This window comes from Bacteroides sp. L10-4 (genome assembly GCF_013373675.1).
Lineage (GTDB): Bacteria > Bacteroidota > Bacteroidia > Bacteroidales > Bacteroidaceae > Bacteroides > Bacteroides muris.
In genome coordinates this window covers 44,816-57,794 of sequence record NZ_JABXJH010000025.1, presented here as the reverse complement: position 1 = coordinate 57,794, position 12,979 = coordinate 44,816, and the positions used below count along the sequence as shown (strand labels likewise).

Annotated in this window: 9 protein-coding genes; 6 read left to right on the top strand and 3 right to left on the bottom strand. The window is 48.0% G+C overall.

The genetic code is table 11. From position 1 onward, the window contains the following. Positions 1-503 precede the first annotated feature (503 nt). From HU824_RS09985 to HU824_RS09965, 5 genes are read left to right on the top strand one after another with little or no spacing between them, the layout of a single operon-like run. Positions 504-3,836, top strand: coding sequence for a SusC/RagA family TonB-linked outer membrane protein (locus tag HU824_RS09985; protein ID WP_176468742.1), 3,333 nt, complete (start codon positions 504-506; stop codon positions 3,834-3,836). Positions 3,837-3,851: 15 nt separating this feature from the next. Next, positions 3,852-5,435 (top strand): RagB/SusD family nutrient uptake outer membrane protein, encoded by a 1,584-nt coding sequence (locus tag HU824_RS09980; protein WP_136010263.1) that lies wholly within the window; start codon positions 3,852-3,854, stop codon positions 5,433-5,435. Positions 5,436-5,472: 37 nt separating this feature from the next. Beyond that, positions 5,473-6,372, top strand: coding sequence for a putative zinc-binding metallopeptidase (locus tag HU824_RS09975; protein WP_136010262.1), 900 nt, complete (start codon positions 5,473-5,475; stop codon positions 6,370-6,372). A gap of 14 nt (positions 6,373-6,386) precedes the next feature. Further along, positions 6,387-7,682, top strand: a complete 1,296-nt coding sequence (locus tag HU824_RS09970; protein ID WP_168354318.1) for a DUF4302 domain-containing protein — start codon at positions 6,387-6,389, stop codon at positions 7,680-7,682. A 2-nt stretch (positions 7,683-7,684) separates the two neighbouring features. Next, positions 7,685-8,716, top strand: a complete 1,032-nt coding sequence (locus HU824_RS09965; protein WP_148356394.1) for a BACON domain-containing protein — start codon at positions 7,685-7,687, stop codon at positions 8,714-8,716. Between the two features lie 515 nt (positions 8,717-9,231). On the opposite strand, the gene HU824_RS09960 is transcribed toward HU824_RS09965, so the two are convergent. After that, positions 9,232-9,684, bottom strand: a complete 453-nt coding sequence (locus HU824_RS09960; protein WP_136010259.1) for a DUF6078 family protein — start codon at positions 9,682-9,684, stop codon at positions 9,232-9,234. 11 nt (positions 9,685-9,695) lie between these two features. Further along, on the bottom strand, positions 9,696-10,346 hold the full coding sequence (locus tag HU824_RS09955) for a DUF6563 family protein (RefSeq protein WP_369692699.1): 651 nt from the start codon (positions 10,344-10,346) through the stop codon (positions 9,696-9,698). A 135-nt stretch (positions 10,347-10,481) separates the two neighbouring features. Between HU824_RS09955 and HU824_RS09950 the strand changes: the two genes are divergently transcribed. Then, positions 10,482-12,395 carry a MutS family DNA mismatch repair protein gene (locus tag HU824_RS09950; RefSeq protein WP_176468740.1) on the top strand — a complete coding sequence of 638 codons (1,914 nt, stop codon included), beginning with the start codon at positions 10,482-10,484 and terminating at the stop codon, positions 12,393-12,395. A gap of 40 nt (positions 12,396-12,435) precedes the next feature. On the opposite strand, the gene HU824_RS09945 is transcribed toward HU824_RS09950, so the two are convergent. Beyond that, positions 12,436-12,975 (bottom strand): hypothetical protein, encoded by a 540-nt coding sequence (locus tag HU824_RS09945; protein WP_176468739.1) that lies wholly within the window; start codon positions 12,973-12,975, stop codon positions 12,436-12,438. Positions 12,976-12,979 lie beyond the last annotated feature (4 nt).

The following is a 12,979-nucleotide window of genomic DNA, read 5'->3' as shown; positions in this document are numbered from 1 at the left end:
TCCACGCTTTACATTCTATCGCTGACACGGCCTGGAAAAACGGACAATCCCCTCTTAAAGCTATATTGGCGCTCGTCTAAACTGACGGGCTAATTCTTCGTATCCTTTGTTCTCGCTGAATAGTTACAATAATCAAACTCCACCTATAAAGATTAAGGATTTACAAAGTGACAGTCCACAAAGATTCTATCTGTCGCAATATAAAGACAATCCCAATATTCGTAATGTGACAATGAATTAATTTCATCAACCGATTATTTTCGCAACAATTCATTTATATAATTTCCATAAAACTAAAAAATAGCTTAAAAAGATTCGATAACCCGCTTGCTTTATAAACCACAAAGCACCGCTTAGGTATAAATATATAAGTTTTCTTTTCAATAAAGCATGTTTTTCCTTTTTTTATTTGCTTCTCACAATAAAATTAATATATTTGCACACAGACAACAAATCATTGCATAAAAACACATAATTTTACTTAATCTTAAAAACTGTTACTTATGAAAAAAGAGTTAATTTTCTTGTTGGTTTGTTTGTGTTTTCGGGCAACCTTAGCAATTGCCCAAGATAGACAAGTGACAGGCACTGTAACCGCAGAAGAAGACGGACTCCCGGTTATCGGAGCGTCTGTGCAGGTAAAAGGAACAAAAACAGGTATTATCACTGATGCCGACGGCAATTTCAAGTTGACGAATGTGCCGGTTTCAGCCAAAACACTTGTAATCTCGTTTGTCGGAATGAAAACGCAAGAGGTAGCCATTACCGGCAAGGCTTTAAAGATTGTACTGAAAAGTGACAGCGAGCTACTTGATGAAGTAGTAGTAACAGGTATGCAGAAAATGGACAAGCGACTATTCACAGGTGCTGCCACCAAGCTGAACAGCGAGAATGTGAAATTGGACGGTATGGCCGACATCAGTCGCTCACTTGAAGGACGTGCAGCCGGTGTTTCAGTACAAAATGTGTCCGGAACTTTCGGTACCGCACCGAAAATCCGCGTACGTGGTGCTACCTCCATTTATGGTAGTTCCAAACCCTTATGGGTGGTAGACGGTGTCATTATGGACGACGTAGTCGATGTCAGTGCCGACGAACTCTCTTCCGGTGACCCGAATACGCTGATTTCTTCGGCCATTGCCGGCTTAAACTCGGATGACATCGAAAGTTTCCAGATTTTGAAAGACGGCTCTGCCACTTCTATATATGGAGCACGTGCCATGGCAGGCGTAATTGTAGTTACGACCAAGAAAGGTAAAAGCGGACAAAGCCGCATTAGCTACACCGGTGAATATACGATGAGACTAAAGCCCAGTTACCGGCAGTTCAACATTATGAATTCACAAGACCAAATGTCCGTTTATCAAGAATTGCAGCAGAAAGGATACCTGAATTATGCTACGGTATCCAACTCTGCCGACAGCGGTATCTATGGGAAGATGTATGAACTTATCAGCACTTACGACCCCATAACAGGACAGTTCGGATTAGCCAATACCGATGAAGCCAGAGCGGCTTATCTACGTGCAGCCGAATATCGCAATACCGATTGGTTCGACTTGCTCTTTTCCAATTCCGTGCAACACAACCATTCCATCAGCATCTCTTCCGGTACAGACAAGGCACAATATTATGCCTCGCTCAGTGCCATGGTGGATCCCGGATGGACCAAGGCAAGCAAAGTGGAACGCTATACAGCCAACCTGAATTCCAATTATAATATTTCAAAGAAAATCACAGCATCTCTTATCAGTAGCGCCAGTTATCGTAAACAGAAGGCCCCTGGAACCCTGAGCAGCGACATAGATGCCGTAAGCGGCGAGGTGAAACGCGACTTTGACATCAACCCCTATTCGTATGCAATGAACACCTCCCGAGCATTGGATGCCAATACATTTTACACCCGCAATTACGCTCCGTTCAACATCTTCCACGAGTTGGATAATAATTACATGGATTATGACATTTTCGACTTGCGCGTACAAGGCGAATTGAAGTACAAGCCCATCAGCCAGTTGGAAGTCGGCATCCTGGGAGCGGTGAAATACTCTGCCACGTCACAGGAGCACTACATCTTAGACTCTTCCAACCAAGCACTTGCTTACCGTGAAATGGGTACTTCTACCATCCGCGACAGGAATCCGTTACTTTACACCGACCCTGACAACATCTATGCATTGCCCATCAGCATTCTGCCCGACGGAGGTATCTACGAACGCACCAACAACAGCATGATCGGCAAAGACTTCAGGGCCACACTAAGCTACAATGACGTATTCAATGAGGACCATATCTTCAACTTCTACTCCGGCATGGAAACCAATCTGATTGACCGTCATTCCAATTGGTTCCGTGGTTGGGGCATGCAATACAGCATGGGAGAAATTCCCAATTATGCCTACCAAGCATTCAAGAAAGGAGCAGAAGATAATGCCAACTATTATACGCTAACCAACAAGCATGAACGCAGCGTAGCCTTCTTCGGCAACGTCACCTACTCTTATCTGGGAAAATATACACTGAACGGAACCGTGAGATATGAGGGCACCAACAAGTTAGGAAAAAGCCGATCGGCACGCTGGTTGCCCACATGGAATATATCCGGAGCCTGGAATATCCACGAAGAAGAGTGGTTCAAGCCGGTAATGCCAACACTCAGCCATGCCGCGCTGAAGCTCTCTTACTCATTGACCGCCGACCGTGGTCCTTCCAACGTGACAAATTCCAACGTAGTGATTTCCAGTGCCAATCCTTGGCGTCCGTTCACCAGTGTCAAGGAGAGCGAACTTTATATTTCACAATTGGCCAACAACGACCTTACTTACGAGAAAAAACATGAGTTCAACTTAGGACTCAGCTTGGGATTTCTTGACAACCGCATCAACTTGGAAGGAGACTGGTATAAGCGTAACAACTTTGACCTGATAGGACTTGCCACCACACAAGGAATCGGTGGAGAGGTACAGAAATTCGGAAATATCGCTTCCATGAAGTCAAGCGGTATTGAGTTGACTTTATCTACTACCAACATCAAGACAAAGGATTTCACTTGGAGCACCAATATCATTTATTCTCATGTACATAACGAAGTAACCGAATTGGAAACCAACAAGCGTGTAATTGACTTGGTATCGGGAACGGGGTTTGCCATGGAAGGATATCCGGTACGTAGTATCTTCTCCATCCCGTTCCGCGGACTGAACGAGCAAGGCTTGCCCACATTCCTCGACCAAGACGGAAACGTCACCACCACAGGAATTTACTTTCAGACAAGTACTCCGGACAAGCTTTCTTTCCTTGAATACTCCGGTTGTGCCGACCCGACGGATGTGGGCAGTTTCGGTAACTTCTTCAAGTGGAAAGGAGTCTCGCTAAATGTATTCATTACCTATTCGTTTGGAAATGTAGTTCGTCTGGACCCGGTATTCAAGAACACCTATACCGACCTTACTTCCACACCGAAAGAGTTCAAAAACCGTTGGACGATTCCTGGTGACGAAAAGTACACCACAGTACCTGTCATTGCCAGCAAACGACAAAACAAAAACGATTCGAACTTGAGTTATGCTTATAATGCCTATAACTACTCAACCGAACGAATCGCGAAAGGCGACTTCATCCGCATGAAAGAAATCTCCGTAGCATACGATTTCCCGAAAAGCGTAGCCAATGCATTGAGGATTAGCAATTTGTCATTGAAACTTCAAGCCGCCAATCTTTTCTTGATTTATGCCGATAAAAAACTCAACGGCCAAGATCCGGAATTCTTCAATACCGGCGGTGTGGCAACTCCCTTACCACGTCAGTTTACGCTTACACTTAAATTAGGAATCTGATAAAAAGTAGGAATTATGAAAAAATACAATAGATACATCACAATTTTGGCTTGTAGCATCACCTTGGTTACTTTGGGTGCCTGCGATGATTTCCTCAGCACAATGCCGGACAATCGGGCCCAGATTGATACGGAAGACAAGATTACGAGCCTGCTCGTATCTGCCTATCCGAAAAACGGATACTACTTGCTTTCGGAATTTATGTCCGACAACGTAGATGACATGGGAGAAGCCAATCCCAACACTACACGTTTCATCGAGCAGGTATATTCTTGGCAAGACGTGACCGAAAGCGACAACGAATCGCCCGAACGTTTCTGGCAATCCTCTTACGAAGCAATATCCGCAGCCAACCATGCGTTACAAGCTATTGAAGAAATGGGCGGTGCCACTACTGAAAAACTTAAACAAGCCAAAGCGGAAGCGTTGATATGCCGTGCTTACAACCATTTCATGCTGGTAAATACGTTCTCGCTCCACTACAACAGCGCTACCGCCGACAAAGACCTCGGAATCACCTATATGACCAAACCGGAGACGACGGTACTTGTGAATTATGAACGCAACTCGGTGGCGGAAGTATACAAGATGGTGGAACAAGATTTGGAAGAGGCATTGCCCTATGTGGGAGACTCTTACATGTCTGTTCCCAAATACCATTTCAATCCTACAGCCGCCTACGCTTTTGCGTGCCGATTCTACCTCTACTATGAAAAATGGGAAAAGGCGATAGAATATGCCGACAAAGTGTTGGGAAGCTCACCGAAAAGCATGTTGCGCGACTATGCTTACATGGGAACCATGACTCAGCAAATACAAGCCGTGGCGCAACATTACATTGACGCTACATTGAATTGCAATCTACTGCTGACCACCGGCTACTCCAGAATGGGAATCGTCATGGGCAACTATTCCACTTGGAAACGTTTCGCCCACAGTCCTTATCTGGCATCGACCGAAGATGCCGGAGCGCCCAACATCTGGGGAAGTTCGGCAAAATATTATTCGGGACTGAAATCCTACAATGCCACCAACTCCTCGTATGTGATTTTCTGGAGACTTCCCTACCTTTTCGAATACACGGATGCCGTGGCAGGAGTGGGCTACACCCGCTGTGTATTCCCCACCCTGACAACGGATGAATGCTTATTGAACAGAGCAGAAGCCAAGGTGATGCTGAAACGGTATAACGAAGCTGCGGAAGACTTAGATTTGTGGATGCACAACATTATGGATACGAATGTAAAGGTGACTCCCGAATTAGTGACATCATTTTACAATAGCATTGAGTATGCCGAACCGCTGGAGTCCACACAGAAAAAGCACTTGCATCCGGCTTTCAGCATCGATGCCGAAGGAAGCACACAAGAGTGTATGTTGCAATGCGTGCTGGGATTCAAACGCATCGAGACGCTACAACTTGGTTTGCGCTGGTTTGACGTAAAGCGATATGGCATAGAGATTTGCCGTCGTATGATGAATGCCGCCGGAAAACCGGAGAAGCAGACAGACATACTGACTGTGGATGACCCGCGTCGTGCCATGCAGATTCCACAAAAGGTACGCGATGCAGGTTATGAGCCTAATCCGAGAAACTAGAACCTGAGTAAATGAATATTCAAAACAGACAGAAACCATGAAAAAACATTATACATTATACGCATTGTTGATATGCATGCTTGCAGGGGCTTTCACTTCTTGCTCGGAAGACGACTTAAATCCTGCAAGTGTCATTACTACAGGCGAGAAGGTGGAAAACGACTTCGACCGCTGGCTCGTGGCAAACTATGTGAATCCTTACAATATAGCTTTCAAATACCGCTATGAAGAGATGGAGTCCGACCTCAACTACTACACCGTACCGGCAGAGTATGAGCAAGCCGTGCAACTGGCGCATATCGTAAAGTACATCTGTGTAGAAGCATACGACGAAGTGGCCGGAATCAACTTTACGCGCGCATACTTCCCGAAGGAGTTTTTCTTAATCGGTGAGTGGGAGTACAAAAACAACGGAACCTTTATCCTTGGTACGGCCGAAGGAGGAAAAAAAGTCCTGTTGGCCGGAGTCAACTATTTGAACCAATATAAAAACAGCATTGCCTCGCTGAACCATTATTATCTGAAAACCATTCACCATGAGTTTACGCATATCATGAACCAGACCAAGGAGATGCCTACAGCCTACCAGTTCATTACCGGCAATAGCTACGTGGCAGACAAATGGAGCGAATCTCCTTATAATGCGGGATATCTGAAACGTGGATTCATCAGCTCTTACGCGCAGATGGAGCATGGCGAAGACTTTGCGGAGATGCTTTCCTTATACGTTTGTTATCCGGCATCGCAGTGGCAAGCGTGGATGGACGAGGCAGGAGAGGAAGGCGCTTCTCTGATAAACTCCAAACTGACTCTGGTGAAGCAATACATGGCCGACAGCTGGAATATAGATTTGGACAGATTGCGCAGCAGCATACAACGGCGCTCAGCAGATTTGGAAGCCGGGAGAATTGATTTGAACGATTTAACCCTTAAATAATGGAGGCAAGAAGCATGAAAACAAATAAATTATATGTGGCACTATGGGGAATGCTGCTTTGCGCACTGACATTCCAGTCTTGCTTGAAAGATGACGAAGAAGTGTTCGACAAGAATCCGTCCGAACGCTTGCAGCAATATATTTCAGAAGCAAAAAAGGTGCTGACGAGTGCCGAAAACGGTTGGCTGCTAGAGATGTATCCGCATCCGAGCCAAAGCTATGGCGGATATGCATTCGTTGTACGCTTTGACGAGGAGAAAGTGTATGCCAGCACAGAATTGGTCGATGACAGCAGTCTGGAAGTAGAAAGCCTCTACAAAATGACGGACGATGACGGGCCGGTGCTAAGTTTCGACACTTACAATCTGTTACTGCATTATCTTTCCACTCCCAATTCCAATGCCTATCAGGCTTTTCAAGGGGAATTTGAGTTTGTAATCTTGAAAATCACCCCCGACTTGGTGACTTTGCGAGGAAAGAAGACCAACAATGTCATGTATATGCGCAAAATGACGGAAAAATCGCAATCCTACCTCGACAAAATGAGACAACTTATCGAAAGCATGATTCTGAGCGGATTCAGTGGAACTGTGGGAGGGACACAAGTTGCCGGTACCATCGATGTCGATTCCCGGCAGATTTCTTTCGCACCGGCAGGCAGCGAGCCGGTAAAGGCGGCTTACGTAATAACCGACCAAGGGTTGCGTTTGTATCATCCTACAGAAGTGGCGGGAGTGACTTTCGAGGAGTTTATCATAGATCCGGAAACGAACTCGCTGACCGACAATAGCGGAACCGGCGTAGTATTCAACGCTGTCTTCCCAAAAGGATGGCGTGGCTATGCAGATTATGCCGGGAATTATACGCTCTCATTCAACGGCAAAGAACAAGTCAACGTTACTTTGACTCCTGCCGAAGACGGCGCTTCTTACATAATGAGTGGACTGAATGACAAATTTACAGTGACCTTAAACTACCAGCGTTCATCTGGAACTTTGACATGGCAATCGCAAAAGATTGGCAATAACGGCAAAAATGAAATATGGCTATGCGCCTGGGATGCAGGTCCCGGCCAGTTGACATGGAATACGGCAATAGGCATGCGCACCGAATGGAACGAGAATGAGCAATCTCCCGTGTACACTTGGAAAGATTATGGAACATGGGCCGGATACACAGTGAATTCGTACATCATGTGGCAATTGTCCGGAGGCAGCAGCGCAGGAGCATTCACCAACTCTTCATGGTACATTGCAGGTACTAAATCCTGCCGCATGCCACACGTAACAACAATGACTAAAATCAACTGATTATGAAAAGACACATATATTATTTATTGGCAGCCCTCGTGGTAGCAGGCTTCACGGCCTGCTCCGAAGATAAAGATTGGGGAATGGAAGGCCAAAGCTTGATACAGGTTATAAAGTCGGACGTATTGTTCCAGGCTGCCGCCGGAACCGGTACAGTGGTATTCAATGCCTCCGAAGCAGTCACCGTCGAGACCGATTGCAATTGGTGCACAGCCACCATAAACGGAAACACCGTGAATGTATCCGTAACCGAAAACGGCAACCTGGAAGGACGTACCGCGCAACTGATATTGCGTTGCGGCCCAGATTCCGTACATGTGATGGTACAACAAAACGGACTGGTCTTTCAGTTGAGTGCGGGCAGCGAAATCGCAACCAACTCTGACGAGGCACATTCGCTGACCTATGAGATGTCGGCCAACGTACCCCTGACTTTTGAACCGAACGAAGACTGGTTCAACGTAACTTCCGACGGAGAACATCTGAAAATAAACTTTAAAGAAAATACAACCGGACATGCCCGCATAGGAATTCTCAAATATTCATCAGAGACTTTCTCCGGCTCACTGAAAGTGACACAGTATGACTTTGACAAGGATATTGCAGGCCCTTGCTACCTGACATTCCGCACACAGGACGGGAAATTCCAGGCTATGAATGCCGTCCTTTCCGAAACCGAACTGGCACTTCCGGATTATGGCTGGACAATACCGGTTACGTTTGAACCGGAAAAGATAAGATTCGTGATGTACAACGCAAGCAAGATGGGTGAATTCGAAGGAAACGATGTATACAACATTGTAGAAGGAAGCGGCTATTACACATGGTCGACAACGGTATACATGCTGTTCCCCCTTGATTATGACGCAGAATCAGGTATTACGTTCTTCGACATGCAGGATACAGGAACGTGGAGCCGTCCGATTGATTTCATGTCTTTCCGCGTTTTCAGCGGAGCTCCGTCAAGCGCCACATCGGTCGGTTCTTTGCTCAAGCTCTATAATCCAAGCATCTGGCGTGAAACTCCACAATGACAGAAATAATGACAGGCAGTATCCGACCATTGGTTGAAATGCCCGGAACTGTCCATGTGTGTACCATAATAAGAACAATTCTCTCTTGACTTTTAACCGGAGGTACACAAACAGTGTTTAACTTTGTTACATCAGGAGGCTGTTTCTGCAAAGATTCAGCCTCTCCTGTTTATTTTATGAATATCCCCGACTGATGGGCGAGAACAGACGACAGCCCCCCCGACCAGCCCTCGTCACTGGTGCCGGAAACGGATTGATATGAGCGTATCGGCATCCGCATCTTTCTTCTGCAATCTGCAGAGGGGGGAGAGAAGGGCTCATTGCATTCATCCGTAACCACATGATAGACAGTGATTTCTCACTGCAAAGCAAGTGCATGCTTTTTGCAGTGCTACTGCAAGCCTTTTGCAGCGTCGCTGCACACCTATTTGCAGTGATACTGCAACTGCTTTGCAGCGCGACTGCAACAGGTTTGCAGTGACGCTGCAAAAGGTGTGCAGTGACTTTGCAGCCGGTCACCAAGCCACCGCATACTCGTATCGGTCGAACTTAGGCTTGGTGCTTATGCCTACTGCCTTGAATACCCGGGCTATCCGTTGCTGTTCTTCGGGAGAGATAGGCCGTTCGCCCTTGCGGCAATGATAGTAATAGCGTTCGCAAGAGAAGCATCCCATCACGCGATGGCGCACGGTGGAAAGCAGCTTGGCGGGCACTTCGTCGAAAATACGCGTCATGCCGCGGGCGTAGTGCAGCTGCTCGTTGGAGCGGTAACGGGCACAAGTGGAGGAACCGGACAAACTGCCCACGTAGAAAGGATTCACCGCACGAACGGACTGTGGTTGGGGATCTTCACTCTCGGATAACAGCTGTGCCGCTATCGCCCGCAGGCAGGAAGAGGCTTTGGGGCACTTTCCGTTACCCGCAAAGCAGTATTCGTACCCATCGGGCACATCTTGCAATAATATCATCTTATTAATGATTAGTGATTAATGGTAGTGATTAACGGGCGAAGTGCACGCAGGTATTTGCCGATGACCTCTGCCGACTCGCTTGTTTCTTTCTCGAATTCGGCGCGCAGTGCCGGGTATCCGTCAAGCAGTCGCATCATCTGTCTCCGCCCCACGAACTCGGACTTTCCGGTTTCCGGATTCAGTTCGTAATAGACGCGGGCATGCACCAGTCCCGAAGCATTGATGGCATCGCCCACTTCACCCCCCAATCGGGTGGCATCATCGGGAGCCATGGTGCTGGCGGCCGCTTGTCCCACGGGCTGTGCACAGAAGTAAACCTTTCCGCCGAGCCACATGGCAGGTGCATACCACTGCCCGAAGCGATAGCGCTTGTAGCGCATCTTACGGCAGTTGACATAAAGCGAGGTATCTACCCGTACGGCATAACAACGGGACTTCAGGTAGCGGCACAGACCGAGATTGCCGTCTGCCGTAATACGATAATCGGCACCGCCCATGAGGTAAATCCGGTTCTTTGTACGCTTCTCAATCTTCAGTGTGGTAACCGTATCGCCACGGTTCTCCGCCAACTCTTTCAGATTGGAATACATTACTTGTTGCGCCGCCGCCGGCAAAACCGCCAGCAACATCAGAACGCCTGACAACCAACTCTTCTTCATATCCCAACCTCCTCTTTTCTGAAACTTTGTTTTAGCGAGCGAAAGGTACATTTTTTATCGGAAGTAGACAAAAAATCGTGAAAAAAAACAATTAGAATGTATATCTTTGCCTTGAACTTAACATGTATGGAGTAAATGAATACGATAGACAAAATCAGCGCCGCCTACCGCAACACGGCCGAAGAGGCCAGACAAGAACTGAATAAAGTGCAACAGAAGATTTACCGCATCGGCACCCTGCGCCTGCTGCTGTTCGTGGCAGGAGCAGCAGGAATCATCTACTTCCGGAGCGAGAGCTGGGGCATACTGGCAGGCATCGCCCTCGTCACCCTGTTGCCGTTCCTGTCTTTAATGAAATACCACAACCGGCTGTTCCATCGCAAGGACTATCTGGAAAAGAAGATGGAAATCAACGAGCAGGAACTCGCCGCGCTGGATTACGACACGTCTTCCTTCGATGACGGCGAAGCATACGTCGACCCCGCCCATCTCTACACCTATGACTTGGATGTTTTCGGCCCGCATTCCCTTTTCCAGTACATCAACCGCACCTGCACGCAGCCCGGGAAACACCGCCTCGCCCTCTGGTTGGGGAAACATCTCGAGAGAAAGGAAGAAATCATCCGACGCCAGGAAGCCGTCGGCGAACTGGCTCCGGAACTGAAATTCCGCCAGCGCTTCCGCATCCTCGGCCTGCTGTACAAAGGAAAAGCCGCCGATGAAACGGAACTGTGCCACTGGGCGGAAAGTCCGTGCATCTTCCGGAGCCGGAAACTGCTGCGCCTCCTGCCGGTACTGGTGGCGGGAACCAACCTCATTTGCCTCGCACTTGCCATGACAGGAATGCTGCCCGCAAGTATCTGCGGCATCATCTGGACCTGCTTCGTCATCGCCGGCTTCGGCTTCACCGGCAAAGTCACCAAGATGCAGGCCATCTATGGCAAAAAACTGCAAATCCTCTCCGCCTACGCCGCCCTGCTCCACCTCATGGAAAAACAGCCTGCGCAAGCCGCCCTGCTCAAAGAGATAAAACAACAGATTGGCGGAGAAAAACGGAAAGCCTCCCACTCCATCAGCAGGCTGAACAAGCTCATGGATGAACTCGACCAACGCAACAATGTCTTCATGTACGTCATTCTGAACGGCCTCTTCTTCTGGGAGCTGCGTCAAATCATGCGCATTGAAGCCTGGAAAGAGCAGTATGCCGCTGAACTGCCCGGGTGGCTCGATGCCATCGGACAAATGGATGCGCTCAACTCGCTGGCAACATTTGCCTATAATCATCCGGACTATATTTATCCCTCCATCCTGCAAACAGAAGCCAATGCAGGAGTAGAAGGCGATGTAGAGACCCAGGCCGGCACAAAAGTCAATGCAAAAGCCGACTCTGCCACATGCCAAAGCAACCCTCTTCCCTCCCCCTTCCGTCTACGCGCCGAAGCCCTGGGACACCCGCTGATGAACCGCGACCGCTGTGTACACAATGACATCAATATGGCGAAACGGCCGTTCTTCATCATCATCACCGGCGCCAACATGGCAGGAAAAAGCACCTATCTGCGCACCGTAGGCATCAACTACCTCCTCGGCTGCATCGGCGCTCCCGTCTGTGCCCGCCAAATGGAAATATGCCCGGCCCGGCTCGTCACCAGCCTGCGCACCTCGGATTCGCTGAACGACAACGAGTCCTACTTCTTTGCCGAACTCAAACGTCTGAAACTCATCATAGACAAGCTGCAGGCCGGTGAGGAGCTTTTCATTATCCTCGACGAAATTCTGAAAGGCACCAACTCCATGGACAAGCAGAAAGGCTCCTTTGCCCTTATCAAGCAGTTCATGACTTTGCAGGCCAATGGTATCATTGCCACCCACGACCTGCTGCTGGGAACGCTCATCGACCTCTTCCCCGATGACATCCGCAACTATCGCTTCGAAGCAGACATTACAGACAATGAACTGACCTTCTCCTACCGCTTGCGCCCGGGCGTCGCCCAAAACATGAACGCCTGCTTCTTGATGAAAAAAATGGGGATTGCCGTTGCCGACTAATCCCCGCTGCAGTTGAAGTCAAGTCCAACTCTTTGACTGATTATGCAGTTTTACACTTCTCCAGGAAAGTAGACACCGCAACCGCATCGCTACCCGTAAAGTAGCGTACGGAAGTTACCGGAGTATACGCGTAAGGCACAAATTGATACAACTGTACAGCCGCAAATTTATTGTCCTGCGAAATCATCACATTCATGCGCACATTTCCGCTGCCGCTACTTCGTATTTCAGTCTCGCCATTCAGCTGTTCATTCTCAATCATATCCGTGAGTCTGCCCAAATATTTCAAATCAAAGAAAACACTGCGTTCCTTGGTCACACTGTCCGTCGGCAAATAAACCACTTCCTTCGATTTCCAGAACAGACGGAACACGCCAAGCAAGACGAATGCCGTAGCCAGCACCATCAAAGCCATACTGAGGGTGGAAGATCTGTCACTCATCTTAAAAATAGATGCAAAGATAAAAATACCGACCAGCAGCATAGCTACTGAAAAGACAAGTCCTGAAACACTGGTACGCTTTACAATATCGGGATGTGAAGACGCAAAAAGAGTTGCGTCAATAGTTTGAGTTGCCATAATT